At 63.8% G+C, this 17,677-nt stretch carries 18 protein-coding genes; 12 read left to right on the top strand and 6 right to left on the bottom strand.

Annotated elements, in window-relative coordinates:
* Position 1 precedes the first annotated feature (1 nt).
* Complete coding sequence (locus tag ACLB0R_RS11375) at positions 2-556, bottom strand: F0F1 ATP synthase subunit delta (protein ID WP_416643575.1); 555 nt, start codon at positions 554-556, stop codon at positions 2-4.
* 286 nt (positions 557-842) lie between these two features.
* Here ACLB0R_RS11375 and ACLB0R_RS11370 point away from each other — a divergent pair, with 286 nt between their 5' ends.
* A complete protein-coding gene (locus tag ACLB0R_RS11370) occupies positions 843-2,339 on the top strand; it encodes a hypothetical protein (protein ID WP_416643576.1) in 1,497 nt (498 codons plus the stop codon).
* Between the two features lie 64 nt (positions 2,340-2,403).
* On the opposite strand, the gene ACLB0R_RS11365 is transcribed toward ACLB0R_RS11370, so the two are convergent.
* Positions 2,404-3,078, bottom strand: a complete 675-nt coding sequence (locus ACLB0R_RS11365) for a cupin domain-containing protein (protein WP_416643577.1) — start codon at positions 3,076-3,078, stop codon at positions 2,404-2,406.
* A gap of 179 nt (positions 3,079-3,257) precedes the next feature.
* Between ACLB0R_RS11365 and ACLB0R_RS11360 the strand changes: the two genes are divergently transcribed.
* The 3 genes from ACLB0R_RS11360 to ACLB0R_RS11350 all read left to right on the top strand — a co-directional run bounded on the left by ACLB0R_RS11360 (position 3,258) and on the right by ACLB0R_RS11350 (position 5,420).
* Positions 3,258-3,842 carry a TetR/AcrR family transcriptional regulator gene (locus ACLB0R_RS11360; RefSeq protein ID WP_416643578.1) on the top strand — a complete coding sequence of 195 codons (585 nt, stop codon included), beginning with the start codon at positions 3,258-3,260 and terminating at the stop codon, positions 3,840-3,842.
* A 64-nt stretch (positions 3,843-3,906) separates the two neighbouring features.
* Positions 3,907-4,947 carry a bifunctional DNA-binding transcriptional regulator/O6-methylguanine-DNA methyltransferase Ada gene (gene ada, locus ACLB0R_RS11355; protein WP_416643579.1) on the top strand — a complete coding sequence of 347 codons (1,041 nt, stop codon included), beginning with the start codon at positions 3,907-3,909 and terminating at the stop codon, positions 4,945-4,947.
* Positions 4,944-5,420, top strand: a complete 477-nt coding sequence (locus ACLB0R_RS11350; protein WP_416643580.1) for a DUF1203 domain-containing protein — start codon at positions 4,944-4,946, stop codon at positions 5,418-5,420. Before ada ends, ACLB0R_RS11350 begins: the two co-directional genes overlap by 4 nt.
* On the opposite strand, the gene ACLB0R_RS11345 is transcribed toward ACLB0R_RS11350, so the two are convergent.
* The 3 genes from ACLB0R_RS11345 to ACLB0R_RS11335 all read right to left on the bottom strand — a co-directional run bounded on the left by ACLB0R_RS11345 (position 5,417) and on the right by ACLB0R_RS11335 (position 10,754).
* On the bottom strand, positions 5,417-6,970 hold the full coding sequence (locus tag ACLB0R_RS11345; protein ID WP_416643581.1) for a hypothetical protein: 1,554 nt from the start codon (positions 6,968-6,970) through the stop codon (positions 5,417-5,419). The genes ACLB0R_RS11350 and ACLB0R_RS11345 overlap by 4 nt on opposite strands.
* Positions 6,971-7,045: 75 nt before the next feature.
* Entirely contained in the window at positions 7,046-8,551 is a 1,506-nt protein-coding gene (locus ACLB0R_RS11340) for a S1C family serine protease (protein WP_416643582.1), read from the bottom strand.
* Positions 8,552-8,582: 31 nt separating this feature from the next.
* Positions 8,583-10,754 (bottom strand): primosomal protein N', encoded by a 2,172-nt coding sequence (locus ACLB0R_RS11335; protein WP_416643583.1) that lies wholly within the window; start codon positions 10,752-10,754, stop codon positions 8,583-8,585.
* 103 nt (positions 10,755-10,857) lie between these two features.
* Here ACLB0R_RS11335 and ACLB0R_RS11330 point away from each other — a divergent pair, with 103 nt between their 5' ends.
* From ACLB0R_RS11330 to ACLB0R_RS11295, 8 genes are all read left to right on the top strand, one after another.
* Positions 10,858-11,292 (top strand): hypothetical protein, encoded by a 435-nt coding sequence (locus ACLB0R_RS11330; RefSeq protein ID WP_416643584.1) that lies wholly within the window; start codon positions 10,858-10,860, stop codon positions 11,290-11,292.
* Positions 11,293-11,413: 121 nt separating this feature from the next.
* Positions 11,414-12,067, top strand: a complete 654-nt coding sequence (gene fsa, locus ACLB0R_RS11325; RefSeq protein ID WP_416643585.1) for a fructose-6-phosphate aldolase — start codon at positions 11,414-11,416, stop codon at positions 12,065-12,067.
* 115 nt (positions 12,068-12,182) lie between these two features.
* Positions 12,183-12,917, top strand: coding sequence for a hypothetical protein (locus ACLB0R_RS11320; RefSeq protein ID WP_416643586.1), 735 nt, complete (start codon positions 12,183-12,185; stop codon positions 12,915-12,917).
* 21 nt (positions 12,918-12,938) lie between these two features.
* On the top strand, positions 12,939-13,715 hold the full coding sequence (locus ACLB0R_RS11315; RefSeq protein WP_416643587.1) for a hypothetical protein: 777 nt from the start codon (positions 12,939-12,941) through the stop codon (positions 13,713-13,715).
* Positions 13,716-13,793: 78 nt separating this feature from the next.
* On the top strand, positions 13,794-14,681 hold the full coding sequence (locus tag ACLB0R_RS11310; RefSeq protein WP_416643588.1) for a tyrosine recombinase XerC: 888 nt from the start codon (positions 13,794-13,796) through the stop codon (positions 14,679-14,681).
* A gap of 188 nt (positions 14,682-14,869) precedes the next feature.
* Positions 14,870-15,160, top strand: coding sequence for a hypothetical protein (locus ACLB0R_RS11305; RefSeq protein WP_416643589.1), 291 nt, complete (start codon positions 14,870-14,872; stop codon positions 15,158-15,160).
* 182 nt (positions 15,161-15,342) lie between these two features.
* Complete coding sequence (locus ACLB0R_RS11300; protein WP_416643590.1) at positions 15,343-16,281, top strand: MBL fold metallo-hydrolase; 939 nt, start codon at positions 15,343-15,345, stop codon at positions 16,279-16,281.
* Positions 16,282-16,334: 53 nt separating this feature from the next.
* Positions 16,335-16,658 carry a hypothetical protein gene (locus tag ACLB0R_RS11295; RefSeq protein WP_416643591.1) on the top strand — a complete coding sequence of 108 codons (324 nt, stop codon included), beginning with the start codon at positions 16,335-16,337 and terminating at the stop codon, positions 16,656-16,658.
* A gap of 52 nt (positions 16,659-16,710) precedes the next feature.
* Here the strand turns inward: ACLB0R_RS11295 and gshB are convergent, their stop codons facing one another.
* Positions 16,711-17,658 carry a glutathione synthase gene (gene gshB / locus ACLB0R_RS11290; RefSeq protein WP_416643592.1) on the bottom strand — a complete coding sequence of 316 codons (948 nt, stop codon included), beginning with the start codon at positions 17,656-17,658 and terminating at the stop codon, positions 16,711-16,713.
* Positions 17,659-17,677 lie beyond the last annotated feature (19 nt).

Raw genomic sequence — 17,677 nt, 5'->3', positions numbered from 1 at the left:
TTCAGCCCTTCATTGCGTGCGCGAGGGAATTGAGACGGGTTTTGATCGAGCTGTCGATCATCTGGCTGCCGATGCGGACGACAAGGCCGCCGAGCAGCGAAGGATCGACCGAGAGGTCAACGGCAACATCGCGGCCGATGCGGGCGCGGAGCGCCTGCTTGAGCGCATCGACCTGCGCTGCATCGAGCGGATGGGCCGAGGTGACTTCGGCGTTCGTCTCGCCGCGATGCGCGGCGGCAAGCTCACGAAACGCGCGGATGACTTGCGGGAGCGCAGCGAGGCGGCGGTTTTCGGCGAGCACGCCGAGGAAATTGGTGGTCAGCGTATCGAGCTTGAGCGCCTGCGCGGTCGCGGCGACGATTTTCTTGGCGTCGATGCGGCTAACCAGCGGGCTGTTGGTGACGCGGGTCAGGTCGGCCGAGCTGTCAAGCGCGGCGCGGACGGCGGCGAGGTTCGATTCGACCGTGTCGATCGCCTTTGCTTCACGCGCCAGATCGAACAGCGCGGTCGCATAACGCCCCGGTAAGCTCGCCTGAATGCCGCCGGATGTCTCCACGCGATCCGAATCCCTCTTGTCACTCAAAGGAGTAGTGGCCCCATGCGCGAACGGGGCGCGGCAGCGCCCGGCGATGGGTTGGCGGGCGGTTAGCATCGGTGCGCCAGGGATGCAAGCGGGCCCCGATTCGTTAGATCGGCAGCGATGCAAGCGAGTAGTTTTTTTGACTGTTCAACGGCTGACACAGCCGGCGAATGAGGCCCCGAAGTTCCAAAATTCGCTAGATTACAGAGGCATCAAGACATACCGTGATGCTGCTAGGCAATGTCGAGGCGGTGGGAAAGATATGCGCGAACTTCTCTTTGCGGCGGCTTTATGGTTGAACACAGGCGGCGCGGCTTCCGCTCCAAGCCAAGTTCATTTGGCGGCAGACCCGGCTGATGTCGCGGCGATCGAGGATCTGGGCAAGCAAGTGAGCGCCAAGACGTGCTCTGCCGATCTCGATGTTAATGAAGCCATCGCGAAGCGGATCGATGAATCGTCCGCGCAAGACGATGTTAAATCGCGCACTGGCCTCATTGTAGCACTTTGCGCGATCTACGAAGGGAACCTCGATGCTGCATACCGGTATGTGAGCCGGGCCTCAAAATATGATGCTGCGATAAACCAGGTATGGCTGTTGAAGTTCGGTCTTGAACTACAAAGAGCTACGTATGACGACGCCGTTACGTCGCTGATAAAAATAATGCAGCAGCGTCCGATACTTTTCCAAAACTTGCAGCCGGGATGGATTTATCAGCTGAGTAGGGACTTAAAAACCTCAAAGCTTGAATCGTCGCGCGAAAAACTTGACCGCGCTTTATTAGACGGGAATTTCGCGCCTGTCGGCGAGGTTGCACCACTCGACCCTTTTCACCGTGATTATGCTGAAATTCTCGCGACTAGAGGCGATATGAAAGCCGCAAGGGCCCAACTTGGGTCGCTGGTTGCACCCTTCTCAATCGCTTATGCCAGTTTGGCCCCTGCCACGCGGCCACTCTATGCGGCTGATCCGGATGTTCGGGCAGCGGCGCTGCATTGTCTCGATATCGCGCGTCAAGCCATGGTCGCAAATCCAGATCGGCTGAACCCGGCGATCGAAGCCGCTCAGGTTTTGCGCCTGCTCGGCCGATTTCAGGAAGCGGTTCAATTGATGCAGCCGTATAAGGCGCGGCTAGAACGCGGCGACAAGTTTGTCGACCAGGACCGCGCAAATTGGTGGTGGGATGGCCTGGGGGCCGGATTGGCCGGCCTCGGCGATTACACCATGATGGTCGATGCGTATCGCCGTGGCGCAGCGCTCGACGAAGGAGGCTCGCTGAACGTCAGTCAGGTTATCAACCAGGCCGACATGCAGGTGGCGCTCAATCACCCGGCGGATGCCCTTGAAACATTGAAGGCCTTTGACGATCCGAAAAGGCAGGGCAACCGTTATGGCGACATGCAGATGCGCACCGTTCGCGGATGCGCGCGCTTCCTTGTCGGGGACAAAGTTGGTGCGGCCGAGGATCTTGCTTATGTCGATTCGCATGAAAAAGATGCCCCTAATGGCGCTGTAGAACTGCATTTATGTAGGGGGGAGCAAGATGCTGCGGCCGCGGTTGCGATCCGTTGGTTGCACGCCGATGCCGGCCCGGTTACCGCGCTCAGCACGTTGAGCACATATGCTTCACCACCGGCCGCGCTTGCTAAAGATCCGATGCACTTAGGCGAAGACAAGCTGGCGCAGCGCCCCGATGTCAAAGCAGCCATTGACCGCTTTGGCGGTATTCGGACGTTCAACATTTTGCCCAGCTCATTTTGAGAGCTCGAATGGCGCATCGTCTCGGCGGTGGACGTCGATCCGATGCGCCATTGAGCGCGGGGCTTCAGTTGTTGATTGTAAAAGCGATCACCGTTGCGCCTTTGCTGCCGGCGACGATCCTGCTTGGCTGACCAGCCGCCAACGACAGCGTCTGCCCCTTTTGGACGATCCTGCCGCCGATGCGGACCGATCCGCTGGCGACATAGCCGACCATCGCATTGCCAGTCGCGGCGAGACTGTGCCCCGCAGGCAGCCGGATGGCTTCGGCGCGGGCATGCTGCACGCCACTCACGCGGAGGGCGGCGGTGGGGAAAGTGCGGCGGTCGATCTTCTCGCTCGGCGGATGATCGAACACGATGAAGGGCTCGCCCGCCTGCTCGAGATTGAAGTCGGTGAACACGGCTTCCTGGGTTTTCGACGCATTGTCGAAGTGCAGGATGCGCGGCCCGACCGGCTCGTAGAACGCGTCACCCGCCTTCAGTATCTGCGCGGGCATGCCTTCGACCTGATAATAGATCGTGCCTTTCGAGACATAGCCGATCGCCGGCGCGGCATGGGTATGGACCGGGGCGAGCTGGCCGGGACGGAAATGGAAATCGCCCACCTCGACCTGCGCAACGTCGCGCGGCGCGAAATCGACGTCGAGCAATAATTGGCTGGGGGCCGGTGCGGCGGCGGCGCTTGCCGAGAGGGCAAGTGCCGCAATGGCGGTTGAGATCACGGGTAGAAGAATACGCATGGAAAGTGTCCTTTCATCTGGGCGCACTCGACCGATGCCCGACCAAGTCTCGGTCGGGCATGGGGCCGATTGCCTTGTCGACCGCCGCTGGAATTCATATATAGCGATCACTCTCTTTAATGGAGAGCGATTACTCTTAATGCAAGAGGGTCGTCGATTTTATCGATCGGAATGGCAGAATGCGTTACTCGACCGACCATAAGCAGCAGACGCGTGAGCGCATCATGCGCGCCGCCGCCGGGCAATTCCGCGCGCATGGCTATGATGGCGTCGGCGTTGACGGGCTGGTGAAAGCCGCGGGTGTCACCAACGGCGCTTTCTACGGCCACTTCGCTTCGAAATCGGCGGCATATCGGGAGATCGTCGCGTCAGGGCTCACCGATCTGGTCGAGGGGATCAAGCGGTGTCGCGCCGAGCATGGCGCCGCGTGGCCGGCGGTGTTCGCGCGCTTCTATTTCAGCGAAGCCAAGCTTGATCTGGTCGATAATCTCTGCGCGCTACCGGGATTCGCGCCAGACGCCGTGCGGGTCGATGCGGCGGTGGCGCAGAGCTTCGAGCGCGAGCTTGGCGAAGTCCATCGCCACCTTGCCGCCGGGCTTGCAGAGCAAGACGCTGACGATCGCGGCTGGGCCATGCTGGCAGTGATGCTGGGTGGCGTCACCCTGGCACGCGCAATCAGCGATCCGGCCGCGCGGCGCCAGGTCGCCGCGGTGTTCGAGGCGCAATTGGTCGCGGCGGCAGGGGCGGGCAAACCGAGCATATGACGGGTGCGATTTTGAAAGCAAAGGCTGGGATGGCAGCCTTCCCAGCCCAGCCTATAGCCGGCCCATGGACAACGTGACCCACACCATCGACCCCGACGCCGCCTGGGCGGCCTTTATTGCGCGCGACCGGCATTCCGACGGGCGCTTTGTCGGTGCCGTCAGGACGACCGGTATTTATTGCCGGCCGAGTTGCCCGGCACGCCACCCCAAGCGCGAGCATGTCGTTTTCTATCCCGATGGCGAGGCGGCGCGCGCGGCAGGGTTTCGTGCCTGCCTGCGCTGCAAACCCGATGAAGTCGCGCGAGACCGTGTCGCGGTCGCCAAGGCGATCGAGCTGATCGGCGCCGCCGACGAGACGCTGTCGCTCGATGCGGTTGCTGCGGCGGTCGGTTATGCGCCGCACCATTTCCACCGACTGTTCAAGCGCGCGACCGGGGTGACACCGGCGGCCTATGCACGTGGGTTGAAGGCGGGAGCTGCGGTGCGGGCCTTGGCAACGGAGGATCGAGTGACCGACGCGATTTATGAGGCCGGCTATTCCACGCCGAGCCGCTTCTACGAAAGCGCCGGGAGGCGGCTGGGCATGACGCCGAGCGCATGGCGGCGCGGTGGCGCGGGCGTAACGATCCGCTGGACACTCGCGCCCACCAGCCTGGGCCCGTTGCTGATCGCAGCCACCGACAAAGGACTTTGCCGCGTGTCGTTCGACGAGGATGAAGCCGCGCTCAGAGCGCGCTTCCCGGCGGCCGAGATAGTCTCGGGCGGTGCCGCGCTTGCCGACCTTGCCCAGCGCGTCGTCGCGAGCGTCGAAAGCCCCGATCGCAACCAGGATCTGCCGCTCGACGTGCGCGGCACCGCTTTTCAGGAAGCGGTGTGGCAAGCGCTCCGCCACATTCCGGCGGGCGAAACGCGGAGCTATGCCGAGCTCGCCGCCGCCGTCGGCAATCCGGGCGCGGTGCGCGCGGCGGGCACCGCGTGCGGCGCCAATCCTGTCGCGATCGTCATCCCTTGCCACCGCGCGCAACGCAGCGACGGCACGATGGGCGGCTATGCCTATGGCGTCGATCGCAAGATCGAACTCAGGAAGCGGGAAGGTGTGGCGTGACGCGTTTCGTGATCAATGGGCTTGATCCCGCGCCGTTCGAGAGCCTGTTCGGGCTAGCCGATGCTGCGCTTGCCGCGCGCGGGATCGAGAGGATGACGGTAACAGAAAATCCCGGATTTCCGTGTCGGGTGACGCTGGAAGACGTGGCGGTGGGTGACACCGTGCTCCTCCTCAATCACGAGCACCTGCCGGTCGACACGCCCTATCGGCAGCGCCACGCGATCTTCGTCAAGGAAGGGGCTGCGCAGGCGGCACGCTATGTCGACGCAGTGCCCGATCAACTGGCGATCCGGACATTGTCGGTGCGCGCCTACGACGCGGCAGGCAATATGACCGACGCCGATCTGGTCGAGGGCCATGACCTGCCCGCGCTGATCGACCGGCTATTCGCCAGCCCCGAGACCGCGTATCTCCATGCCCACAACGCCAAGCGCGGCTGCTTTGCAGCGCGGATCGACCGGGGCGGCGATTAGGTCTTTTTGGGTGGCGCGGGCGTCTTCGGGTCCTTCGGAATTTCGACCTTTAACGGATCACCCTCTTCGCGCCCCTCAAGCCGGGCGATCATCTTGGTGGCCATCTGGGCCGAACGGCCCCCGTGCGTGTTTGCCGTCATTGGCTTCAACGTTGCGATCGCATTCTGCTTGTCGCCACGAACAATGTAAGCCCGTGCAAGCATCATGCGCGTGTCACCGTCCTGCGGGACAATGGCCACGGCATGCACCAATCCCTGGATCGCAATATCGGGCGACCCCACGCCGCCGGCACCGTAGGACATATAAAAGCCGATGAGCGGCAGCGGATCATCCGCATTCAGCTTGTTGGCCGCGACAAATTCCTTGCGCCCGGCGGCGGCGAGCGCCGTCTTGTCGGCACCCGATGCCTTTTCGGCCTTGGCGAGCAAGATCTGGCCCTTCACGACGTGGCCGCGAGGGAAATCCGGTGCGATGGCGATTAGCCTGTCCGCCGCCTGCAGCGCGACGTCGAGATGGTCGGCATCCTTCTCCGACAGCGCGATCAGGAACAATGCGGCTTTGCTTTGCGGATATGGCGCTGCCGCCTGTTCGACCTTTTCGGCGAATGCCTTGGCGTAGGGGCCAAAAACCGCCGCATCGCCCTGCCGCAATTCGTCGCTTTTGGTGTATTCCATCTCTAGCGGCAGCATCGCGTCTTCATCGGGCGACAGCGTCCGAATGGTTATGCCCTCGCTGTTCGCCTTGTCGATCGGCACCGCAACATAAGGAAAATTACCGGCCTCCTTGTAGCGGGCGAAATCCTGATCGAGCTTTCGCAAATCACCAAAAGCTTTTGCCGCCTCTTCCAGCGTCTTGCCTTGATTGATGGCCGCCAAATACGCGCTCAGCTGGCCCTTTCGCTCTGGCGAAAACAACAGATAGTGGGTGAGCAGCCAGTTCAGGCCGTAAGAAAACTCGACGCGTTTCCCCTCACCAGTGTGCTTTGTGATGATGTCGCTGGCAGGCTGATCTAGATTGTAGATTTCGCCCAACCGATAATTTGCCGGCTTACCGTAAGTGATGAAGCCGGGCTTTTCGAACGAGGCCGTCGCAAAGGTTTCCGCACGCCCCTCAACATACCACGCGGGATAGGCGACCGGAAAATTCTGCAGCATGAAATGGTGGGAATATTCGTGAAATAGCACGACTTGGGAATTGAACACGCCTGATCCCGAGTCGGCGTTCTCGGGCGTGAAAACAACCGGACCCGAGGCGATCGGCTCGTAAAAACCTGCGACCTCGGAATTGGGGTGAGGCATCATCTGCTGCAGATAACCGGTCGATGGAACGACATAGATCCGCACACGATAAGGGATCGGCTCCGTCGTGATATTGAAGGCTTTCAACATCAACGAATGAAACGCCTCAAGACGCTCGGCCCGGTGTTGAAGGGCCTTGTCACCTTCCTGAGCATAAATGATGAAGTGTGGGGTCGTGGCTTCGTGCCACTCTGCCTGGCAGACGGCCGGTGTTACTGCTAACGCCAACCCAAGCAAAAGTCGCTTCAACATCTTGTCTAACCCCCGCGAAAACGCCTCAGATTAAAGCTGCTGTCAAACGATCGTCAACCGGTGGCTGTAGGCGTGTCACCGTCCCGCAGAACATTGATAGACCAGCCATTCGTCGGGCTGGGCGGGGAGCGCGTCGCGGATCGCGCTTTGCTGGCTGCGGAGCTTCTGGCGGTCGGCTTCGTTAGGGGTGCAGGCCTTTTGTTCGACGCCGCCGCGCAGCTTGCGCGCTTCGGCCATTTGCGGCGCGGTCAGGTAATAGCGACTGTCGGTATAGGTTTTGGCAGCGCTGTCGAATTCGAGCACGCGCACCGTCTGCTCGTCGCTGGGGACCAGGATGCGCTCCCATTTCTTGCCATTCTCGGCATATTGGGTGCGGCCATTGATGCAGCCGTCGCGACCAAAATCGAGCGAGACGTCCTGCGGCGTCGTCAGATTGATGCGGCTACGCTTGGGCTGGATGCGGCAGGCGTAACGGCCATAGCCCTGATCGGTCGTCGTCGCGCTCGCCACGGGCGCTTCCGGCAGCACGACCGCGCCGGCGGGCCGCGTGAGAAACACGAGTGCACTCGCCACGAACAGCACGCCGCCAGCTGACAGCGCCCAGATCGCCTCGCGCCGCTGCTCGCGCATCTCGAGCATCCCCGCGCCGCCCACCGCGAGCGCTGCCAGCACGAGCAGCACAGCGGCGATGGCGATGATGTTTTCGATATGCCGCTCGAGCTTGGCGCGGGCGGCGTCCATCGCTTGCTCGCGCGCCAGCGTCGCTTTGCTGTCGGCGACTTGCGCGGCGGCGACTTGCGCATCGGCAGCGGCGGCAGCAGCCTCGCGATCCTGGCGTAAGCGCTCGTCGATACTGGTACAGGGCAACGTCACTTGCGAGATCGGCTGCTTGGCGGTGGCCAGGAAGGCGAGCAGCTCGGCATCGGCGATGGCGAAGCCGAAGGTCGAATCGCCTTCTTCCGCTTTGGTCAGCGCGGAATTGACGCCGATCACGCGCCCGCAGCGATCGAGCAGCGGCCCGCCCGAATTGCCGCGCGCGATGCTGGCGGTGTGGAGGAACACGCGCACGCCGGTCAGCATCCGATTCCCGGCAAAGCCGCCTTGCGTGCGGACTGGCGAGAGCGGCCTGATATAGTCGGCTGCCGATTGCGCCGTCGCGAGATCGACATTGCCGGGATAGCCGAGCGAAATCACCTGCTCGCCATCGGTAACGGGCCCGCCGTAAAGCGTCAGCGGCGGCAGGCTGGTGCCCTTGAATTCGATCAGCGCGAGATCGCGCTGGGCGTCATAAGCGATCAGCTTGCCCTGATAGCTCTTGTCGCCTTCCGAGGGCACGACGCCGATGACCACATTCGCTGGATAGCGCGCGGCAAGCTCGACGACATGCGCATTGGTAACGATGCGGTTCGGCCCAACCGCAAAGCCGCTGCCATGGCCGAACCCGACCACTTCGCCCGCTGCCGTCGCGATCGTCACGACGCGGACGACGCCGCGTCCGGCGGCCGAGATGTCGTCGGCGCGCGTCGGCGTGGCGATCGATCCGATCAGAATCAGAGCAAGGATCAGCAGTAGCCGGCGCATGCCGCCATTAGCCTCAGCAGCGCGGCGGCGGTCAAAGGAAATTATAGGGATCGACATCCACCGTCACGCGCACTTTGGCGGGCCACTCGACGCTGCCGAGCCAGTCGCGGATCGCGTCCTGCACGTCAAAGCTGCGGCGGGCGTGGACGAGCAGGCGGAAGCGGTGGCGGCCGCGCAGCATGGCGAGCGGGGCAGGGGCGGGGCCATAGACCGCCATGCCGTCGACCTCGGGCGCTGCATGCTTGATGACGCGGGCACTGTCTTGCGCGGCGGCCTTGTCCTCCGACGACACCACGATCGCGGCATAGCGGCCGAACGGTGGGGCGTCGGCGAAGCGGCGCGCTTCGGTTTCGGCGGCGTAAAAGGCATCGGCGTCGCCTTGGACCAGCGCCTGCATCACCTGCGCATCCGGCCGGTGGGTCTGGATGAAGACATGCCCCTTCTTGGTAGCGCGGCCGGCGCGGCCAGCGACCTGGCTGATTTGTTGAAAGGTACGCTCCGCCGCGCGCAGATCGCCGCCGTCGAGCCCCAGATCGGCATCGATCACGCCCACCAGCGTAAGATTGGGGAAATGATAGCCTTTGGTGACGAGCTGGGTGCCGATCACGATATCGATATTGCCGGCTTCCATCCGGTGGACGAATTCGGCAGCCGTGGCGGGCGACCAGATTGTGTCGCTAGTCACCACGGCGCGCTTCGCCTCGGGCCACAGCGCGGCGACTTCATCGGCAATGCGCTCGACGCCGGGGCCGCACGCGACGAGCGAGTCCTCGTTGCCGCATTCCGGGCATGTGTCGGGTACTTTTTCGACGTGGCCGCAATGATGGCAGGCAAGCCGTTGAATCAGACGGTGTTCGACCATCCAGGCGGTGCAATTGGGGCATTGGAAGCGATGTCCGCACGAGCGGCACAGCGTGAGCGGGGCATAACCGCGCCGGTTGAGGAAGAGCAGCGCCTGCTCGCCGCGTTCGAGCGTCGCGTCGATCGCCTTCACCAGGCGCGGCGCGATCCAACGGCCGCGCTCGGGGGGCTCGGCGATCAGGTCGATCGCTTCGATCTCGGGCAGCTCGGCGGCGCCATAGCGGCCGGGCAGCTTGAGCTCGGTGTAACGGCCCAGCGCGACTTGCTGGCGCGTTTCGATCGCTGGCGTTGCCGAGGCCAGCACCACCGGCGCCTCCTCGAATAGCCCGCGCATCACCGCCACGTCGCGGGCGTGGTAATGGACGCCTTCTTCCTGCTTGAAGCTCGTCTCATGCGCCTCGTCGACCACGATCAGGCCGAGATTGGCATAAGGCAGGAACAGCGCCGATCGCGCGCCGACCGTCACCAGCGCCTCGCCGCTGGCAATGGCGCGCCACGCGCGGCGGCGCTGCGACTGGCGCAGGTCGGAATGCCAGGCGACCGGCGCGCAGCCGAAGCGATCGGCAAAGCGCTTGAGGAACGGCTCGGTCAGCGCGATTTCGGGGAGCAGGACGAGCGACTGGCGGCCGGCGCGGATGGCGGCGGCGATCGCCTCGAAATAGACTTCGGTCTTGCCGGAGCCAGTGACGCCATCGAGCAGGAACGGTTCAAAGCGATGCGCATCGACGGCGGTGACCAGCGCGTTGGCCGCAGCCCGTTGGTCGGGCGAAAGCTGTGGCTCGGCATGTGCCGGGTCGGGCACCGGGAAGGGGCTGTCGAGCGCTACCTCGACGGCCTCGATCGCGCCGGCCTTGACCAGCCCGCGAATGACCGCGTCGGACACGCTGGCCGCCAGCGCCAGCTCGCGGATGATGCCCTGACGATCGGCGAGCCGCTCCAGCGCCTGCGCGCGCTGCGGGGTGAGGCGCGCGGGCACCTCGCCGGTTGGGCGATATTCGGTCACCGTCCGCGCGCCTTCCAACGCCGAACTTGACGGCAGCGCCATCCGCGCGACGGCGGCAGGCGGGGCGAGGTAATAGTTCGCTGTCCACTCGATCAGCCGGCGGAGCGGCGCGCGGATCGGTGGCGCATCCATCACGCCCAGCAGGTTGCGCAGGCGGTTGTCGCCGACCTCGCCGGGCGAGGGCATCCGCTCCTCTTCCCACGCGACGCCGAGCAGCTGGCGCGGCCCAAGTGGGGCGATCACGATCGCCCCCGGCTCGACCGCCATGCCGTGCGGCACGCGATAATCGAACGGGCCGACCGCCGAATTGAGGATGACGACGCGAACGCGGGACGACATGGCACCCTTTATGGGCATTGCGGGCGCGCAAGGAAGGGTGGGCGTGGCGGCGGGGATGCTGTATGCGAGCGGGAATATCGCTCAAGCTGCTGTGGAGACCCCAATGCCCTTGCTCTTGCCGCTCTTATTGCTCGCCGATCCGGCCCCGGCGGCATGCCCAACCGTCGCGCCGCCACCGGCCGGTTTCGCCGGCTGGGCGACGCCGGGCAATCGGCCGGGCATTGGCGCGCGCTTCGACGTTTCGGGTGCGCTCGCGGTGGCAGGCGAAACCGCCGAAGAACGCGCGCGCGGCGGCAAGGCGGCAGCAGTCGAGATCGACGTGCCGCGCGCCGGCACCTATGCGGTCGCGCTGAGTGACGCCGCATGGATCGACGTCAATCGCAATGACAAGACGCAGACCTCGACCGGCCATGATCACGGCCCGGCGTGCAGCGGCATCCGCAAGATCGTGGCGTTCGCCCTGGTGCCCGGCCATTATCAGCTGCGCTTGTCGGGCATTAAGGCGCCCAGCATCGGCGTGATGATCGCGCCGAAATAATTCCGATCCTCCCCCCGGTTGGGAGGATCGATAGGATCGTCATTTCCGTTCGCCGCACTGGCGCCGGCAACAAAGGGCGGTAAGGCTCCCCAGCAACGACTCACTCAACCGGGGCCTCCACATGAAATTCTTCGCCGACACTGCCGACACCGCCGACATCCGCGATCTCGCTGCGACCGGCCTGCTCGATGGTGTGACCACCAACCCCTCGCTAATCGCCAAATCGGGCCGCAACTTCCTCGAAGTCGTCAAGGAAATCGCCGGCATCGTCAGTGGCCCCGTCTCGGCCGAAGTCGTCGCGCTCGACCATGAGGGGATGATGCGCGAGGCGGAAATCGTCCGCAAACTCGCCGATAATATCGCGGTCAAGGTGCCGCTCACCATCGATGGCCTCAAGACCTGCAAGGCGCTGACCGATGACGGCACGATGGTCAACGTCACGCTCTGCTTCTCGGCCAATCAGGCGCTGCTCGCCGCCAAGGCAGGTGCGACGTTCATCTCGCCTTTTGTGGGCCGGCACGATGATATCGGCTTTGACGGCATGGCGCTGATCAGCGATATCCGCCTGATCTACGATAATTACGGTTTCGACACCGAAATCCTGGTCGCCAGCGTGCGCCACCCGGTCCATGTGCTGGAAGCCGCGCGGATCGGTGCCGACGTGATGACCGCGCCGCCCGCGGTGATCCGCCAGCTCGTCAAGCACCCGCTGACCGACAAGGGCATCGAGGGCTTCCTTGCCGACTGGGCGAAGACGGGGCAGACGATCGGGTAGGGACTTGCGCGAGCACTGATATTTCGCTCATTGCCGAAGCGTAATGGGGGAACCGCAGACAGACGACGCGCCACAAGCGCTTGACCCGGCGGCCGTCCCCATAACGGAGCCGTCGATGGACATTCACAAGCCCAAACCTGTCCACAGCTGGCGCGAATTGGCGTCCGAAATCGGCGTTGTCGTCATCGGCATTCTCATCGCGCTGACGCTCGAGCAGGTGGTTGAGGCGTGGCGGGATCATCGCCATGTCGTAGAAGCGCGCGAGAATGCCCGTGCCGAAATCGCGCGGAATCTGGGCTACATGGTGCGCCGCGCCGAGACCGAGCCATGCGTGAGCAAGCGGCTTGATGAGATCGCCGGGCTGATCGCGCAAGTGAGCGCCGGCCAAGCCATCAAGGGGCCGATCTGGATCGGCCATCCGCTGATCTGGTTCACTTCCGATGGCCGCTACAAGACGGCGCTGCAATCGGGCGGGATCAGCCTGATGCCGACCGATGAACAGGCCGGCTATTCCAATCTATACACGCTGTTCGCCGAATATACCGCAAGCGAGAAGGACGAGAAGAATGCGTGGAATGAGCTGAGGACGCTCGATCTGCTGCCGACGCCCTCGCCCGGCTATGACCAACGCCTGCGCAGCGCGCTCGAACATGCACGCATGGCGCGGTGGCAGATGGAAGTGATCGTGACGTCGGCTTTGCAGATCGCGAAAGACTTGCACCTTGCACCGGAGAAGCTGGAGTCGTTCAAGCAGGAGTCGGTGTGTATCCCGCTCCACACCCCGCGCGACAAAGCGCTGAAGCTCGTGATTGAGGGGCGCCCGGCGCATCTCGTCTATGACGAGCCCTGATCGGGCGAGCGGAGACTGACGATGACCGACTTGCCCGCCGACCCGCCTGACCCAACGGCCGACCCTCAGCCGGAGCCCGAAATGGACATCCACAAGCCCAAGCCGGTGCATAGCTGGCGCGAATTTGCGTCGGAGATTGCGGTGATCGTCATCGGCATCTGCATCGCGCTGATTGGCGAGCAGATCATCGAGAAGATTCACGAGCGCATCGTCGCAGGTGAGGCGCGTGAGCAGATCGAGAATGAGTTGGCGACCGATTTCGCCATTCTCAACAACCGCACGCGCGAGGAGCCGTGTATCGCGCGGCGTTTGGAGGCGCTCGACCGCACGATCGCCGCGGCGGGCACGCCCGCTTACGTCGCGCCGAAGTGGATCGGCAAACCCGCATCATGGGATAATCAGATCGGCCGTTGGCAAGCGGCGTCCCAGAGCGGCCGTGTCGCCTTGCTTCCGAAAAAGGAGCAGGGGCTGATGAGCTTCATCTACTCCCAGATCGCCGCGCTGCAGGCGGTGCAGGCGGATGAGCCCACCCAGTGGTCGCAGCTGCAGGCGTTGCAGGGCGTCACCCACCCGTCGCAGGGGCTGATCGATGCGGCGCGGCTCGCCTTGATCAGAGCGCGCTACGATGATGAGGGCATTCGGATTCGGATCAATCAGTCGTCGCATGCCTTGTTCAACGAGCTTGGCGTGGCGCATGTGAAGTCGCCGGTCGTCGTGCCGATGAACGAGTTCAGCATGTGTTGGCCGATCGATCTGCCGACCGATGAAGGCTATCGGCGGCTCGAAGCGGACGACTAGCAAACGGGATCGCCCGCATTGGCGCGCCCCAAGCGGATGCACCTCGCCTTGCGCCCGCGCCTCGCCTAACCTCTTCCCATGCCCCCGCTCCCCCAGGCCTTTGCCGATCATCTGCGCCGCGACCGGCGGCGGTCGGTGCATACGGTGCGGGCCTATCAGGCGAGCGCGGAGCGGCTGGTTGCTTTCCTGCAAAGCCATTGGGGCGGGGCAGTCGACGCGGGCGCGCTGGCGCGGGTGTCGACTGCCGATTTGCGGGCGTATCTGGCGCAGCGGCGGGGCGAGGGGCTGGGCAATGCCTCTGCCGCGCGCGAGCTGTCAGCAGTGCGCGCCTTCCTGAAATTCGCGACTGGCGGCGATAGCGCCGGCCCGGCAATGCGGGGCCCGCGCGTCAAGAAAGGCGTGCCGCGCCCGGTCTCGCCCGACGAAGCCGTCGCGCTGGCCGAGGATGTCGCGGAGGATGCCGCCGAGCCCTGGATCGCCGCGCGCGATCTCGCCGTTCTCCTGCTGCTCTATGGCGCGGGCTTACGCATCGGGGAGGCGGTGGGCTTGACCGGCGCGATCCTGCCACTCGGCGAAACGATCAGCGTGACGGGCAAGCGCGACAAGACGCGGATCGTGCCGCTGCTCCCCCCCGTGCGCGAGGCGATAGAGGATTATGCGCGGCTGACACCCTGGGGCGTGGCGCGCGACAAGCCGCTGTTCCGGGGCGCGAAGGGCGGGGCGCTCGATCCGGCGATCATCCGTCGCTCGGTGCGCAAGGCGCGCGCCCGGCTCGGGCTGGGCGAGCGGACGACGCCGCACGCGCTGCGCCACAGCTTCGCGACGCATCTGCTCGGGCGCGGCGCCGATTTGCGCAGCCTGCAGGAACTGCTCGGCCATGCGAGCTTGAGCTCGACCCAGATTTACACCCAAGTCGATGCCGCGCACCTGCTCGACGTCTATCGCAACGCCCATCCCCGCGCCTGACCGCGCTCGCCCGTATTTTGCGACGAGTCGTTGGAACCTGAGGCAGCGCCGGCGGTTTGGCTTCATCAGGCGACAACAGGGGTGAAATGATGGTGAGACCGCGCAAGGCTCGCGCCGCCATGCCCACGAGATTGCCTGACGTGCCGCCGGCGCGTCCCGACCAACCCGCTTTCCAAGGAGATCTGACGATGTTGAAATACGCTGCCATTGGGCTGGCGCTGGTGTCGCTTGCTGCCTGCTCGTCGCCGAGCAAGACCGATGCCGCGCAGGATGCGTCGAACGCCGCGATGATGGCCGACAACGCCGCCGAGCAGGCCGACGCCGCCAATTCGGCGATGCAGGACGCGATGGCGACCAACGACCAGAACGCGATGGAAGCGGCCGGCGCCGACGCCAAGAATGCAGGCGAGCTGGCGGAGAAGGCCGGCGACAAGGCGAAGGAAGCCGGCAAGGAAGCCAAGGACGCCGCCAAGAAATAACATCGGGAAGCTCCCATTCCTGGTAGCTGCAGGGGCCGCGCTGGCGTCGGGCTGGTGCGGCCCCTCGGTTATGTGGTGCGGTTTGCGCCGGCGTGCTCTGGCGCTTTGGCAAGGAGGCCGCTTTGGGCTAATCTCCTCCAACTGTGAGATTGTTGGGGAGCGCTATGTCGGCCAAAGCTTTGATGAGTGGGGCAATCGCGGCCCTCGCGATTGCGTTGGGCGCCTGGCCGCTCGCCGCGCAACAGGCGCCGGCGTTGCCCTTCGCGCTAAAGGCGATCGGCCCCGGCGTCTATGCCGCGATCGACGGGCCCAAGGGCGAGGCAGGCTCCAACGCCGGCTTCGTGATCGGCGATGACGGCGTGCTGGTCGTCGACAGCTTTTACAACGAAGCGGCGACCAAGGCGCTGATCGGCGAAATCCACCGGCTGACGCCGCTGCCGATCCGCTATGTCGTCAACACGCATTACCATATCGATCACACCGGCGGCGATGCGGTGCTGCGCGAGGCAGGCGCGATCATCGTCGCGCACAAGAACGAGCGCGGCTGGGTGCGGACCGAGAATGCGCACCTGTTCGGCGAGCGGGTGACGCCGGCGTTGCAGGCGCGGATCGCCGCGCTGGCGCTGCCCGATGTGACGACCGACGCGCCGCTGACGATCTGGCTCGGCCAGCGCAAGGTCGAGGTGCAGCCGGTACTCGGCCATACCGGCGGCGATCTGGCGGTGCGCGTGCCCGATGCGCATGTGCTGTTCGCGGGAGACCTGCTGTGGCGGCATGTCTCGCCCAACATCATCGACGGCAATGTCGCTGAGTGGATCGCGACGGCGGACGCGATGGCGACGGATGCAGGCGTGACGAGCTTCGTCCCCGGCCATGGCGATGTCGCGACCGCGGCGGATGTGAAGGATTTCGCCGGCTATCTCCGCGACTTGCGAGCGCTGGTGGCGAAGGAGCGCAAGGCGGGCTTGTCAGGCGCAGCGCTGGTGACGGCGGCGCTCCCTGAGTTCAAGCAGAAGCACGGGGATTGGGAAGCGTTCGGCTATTTTGCGCCCAAGGAGCTGGGGTTCATGGATGATGAGCTAGCGGGGAAGAAACGCCGGCCGGTGCCGGTGGGGGAGTAGGGATGCCCTGACCAGTCCATACATCCGTTGAACTGAGAAAGAGGAGGGGTTTTATGTCGGATGGAGGATGGGTTGTGCTGGGAGCAGCTATCGGTACTGCTGGCTCAGTTGCGACTACTTGGTTAACGGCTTTGCTAGAAAGACGTTCCGAATTTCCAGATTACGATAAAGCCGTTTGTGATCTTCTTCGCAAGATTTTGAGTAAGCCAAACGATACATGGCAAAACATTCAAACACTTTCGCGAGTAACAGGGCTAAGAGATAATGACATTAAAGAATATTTGATCCAGATAGGTGCTCGAGGTTCCACAAAAAACGGAGAATTGTGGAGATTAATCGAAAATGATTCATCGATCGATATTAATATCGATCCATAATGTATTTTACTAATTTATAATCGATAAGAGAAACACTTGAGGCTATATTTATCTAAGTTAGCCTATCTTCAATCGCTTCCCAGATCATCCCCGCTACATCCGTCCCATCGAACTTGTCGATCGCGACGATCCCCGTCGGGCTGGTCACGTTGATTTCGGTCAGCCATTTGCCGCCGATCACGTCGATGCCGACGAAGATCAGGCCGCGGGCCTTGAGTTCCGGGCCGAGCACCGCGCAGATTTCCTGTTCTTCCGCCGTCAGCGTTGTCGCCACCGCCGATCCGCCGACCGCCAGGTTGCTGCGGATTTCGCCGGCGCCCGGCAAGCGGTTGATCGCGCCCGCCACCTCGCCATCGACGAGCACGATGCGCTTGTCGCCCTTGGCCACGTCGGGCAGGAACGCCTGCACCATGTGCGGCTCGCGGTACGCGGTGTTGAACACCTCGATCAGTGCGGACAGGTTCGTGCCGTCGCTTCCGACCTTGAAGATCGCCTTGCCGCCATTGCCGTGGAGCGGTTTGATGACGATCTCGCCATGCTGGGCCAGGAACGCGCGGGCTTCGTCGAGCGAGCGCGTTACCAGCGTCGGCGGCATGAAGCGCGCATAATCGAGCACGAAGACTTTCTCGGGCGCGTTGCGGACGCTGACCGGATCGTTGACGATCAGCGTCTGGTCCATGATGCGTTCGAGCAGGTGGGTGGCTGTGATATAGCCGAGGTCGAACGGCGGATCCTGCCGCATTAGCACCACATCGGCTTGGCTGCCAAGATCGAGGCTGACCGGGTCGCCGAAGCGGTAATGGTCGCCCGTCACGCGCTGGACCGTCACCGGATGCGCCTTGGCCCAGACGCGGCCGTCCGAATAATTCAGGTCTTCGGCCAGATAATGGAACAGCCGGTGGCCGCGCGCCTGGGCGGAAAGCATCAGCGCGAAGGTCGAATCGCCGGCGATGTTGATCGAGTGGAGCGGGTCCATTTGGACGGCGACGGTCAGGGTCATGCGGCTGCTTTCTTCATCT

The organism is Sphingomonas sp. GlSt437 (genome assembly GCF_048015635.2).
GTDB lineage: Bacteria > Pseudomonadota > Alphaproteobacteria > Sphingomonadales > Sphingomonadaceae > Sphingomonas.
This window is presented reverse-complemented; position numbering and strand designations above follow the sequence as displayed.

Bases quoted from the DNA above. Each gene is read 5' to 3' on its own strand.
- ACLB0R_RS11370 (WP_416643576.1), top strand. From the start codon at position 843: ATGCGCGAACTTCTCTTTGCGGCGGCTTTATGGTTGAACACAGGCGGC.
- ACLB0R_RS11365 (WP_416643577.1), bottom strand. From the start codon at position 3,078: ATGCGTATTCTTCTACCCGTGATCTCAACCGCCATTGCGGCACTTGCC.
- ACLB0R_RS11360 (WP_416643578.1), top strand. From the start codon at position 3,258: ATGCGTTACTCGACCGACCATAAGCAGCAGACGCGTGAGCGCATCATG.
- ada (WP_416643579.1), top strand. From the start codon at position 3,907: ATGGACAACGTGACCCACACCATCGACCCCGACGCCGCCTGGGCGGCC.
- ACLB0R_RS11345 (WP_416643581.1), bottom strand. From the start codon at position 6,970: ATGTTGAAGCGACTTTTGCTTGGGTTGGCGTTAGCAGTAACACCGGCC.
- ACLB0R_RS11340 (WP_416643582.1), bottom strand. From the start codon at position 8,551: ATGCGCCGGCTACTGCTGATCCTTGCTCTGATTCTGATCGGATCGATC.
- ACLB0R_RS11335 (WP_416643583.1), bottom strand. From the start codon at position 10,754: ATGTCGTCCCGCGTTCGCGTCGTCATCCTCAATTCGGCGGTCGGCCCG.
- ACLB0R_RS11330 (WP_416643584.1), top strand. From the start codon at position 10,858: ATGCCCTTGCTCTTGCCGCTCTTATTGCTCGCCGATCCGGCCCCGGCG.
- fsa (WP_416643585.1), top strand. From the start codon at position 11,414: ATGAAATTCTTCGCCGACACTGCCGACACCGCCGACATCCGCGATCTC.
- ACLB0R_RS11320 (WP_416643586.1), top strand. From the start codon at position 12,183: ATGGACATTCACAAGCCCAAACCTGTCCACAGCTGGCGCGAATTGGCG.
- ACLB0R_RS11315 (WP_416643587.1), top strand. From the start codon at position 12,939: ATGACCGACTTGCCCGCCGACCCGCCTGACCCAACGGCCGACCCTCAG.
- ACLB0R_RS11310 (WP_416643588.1), top strand. From the start codon at position 13,794: ATGCCCCCGCTCCCCCAGGCCTTTGCCGATCATCTGCGCCGCGACCGG.
- ACLB0R_RS11305 (WP_416643589.1), top strand. From the start codon at position 14,870: ATGTTGAAATACGCTGCCATTGGGCTGGCGCTGGTGTCGCTTGCTGCC.
- ACLB0R_RS11300 (WP_416643590.1), top strand. From the start codon at position 15,343: ATGAGTGGGGCAATCGCGGCCCTCGCGATTGCGTTGGGCGCCTGGCCG.
- ACLB0R_RS11295 (WP_416643591.1), top strand. From the start codon at position 16,335: ATGTCGGATGGAGGATGGGTTGTGCTGGGAGCAGCTATCGGTACTGCT.
- gshB (WP_416643592.1), bottom strand. From the start codon at position 17,658: ATGACCCTGACCGTCGCCGTCCAAATGGACCCGCTCCACTCGATCAAC.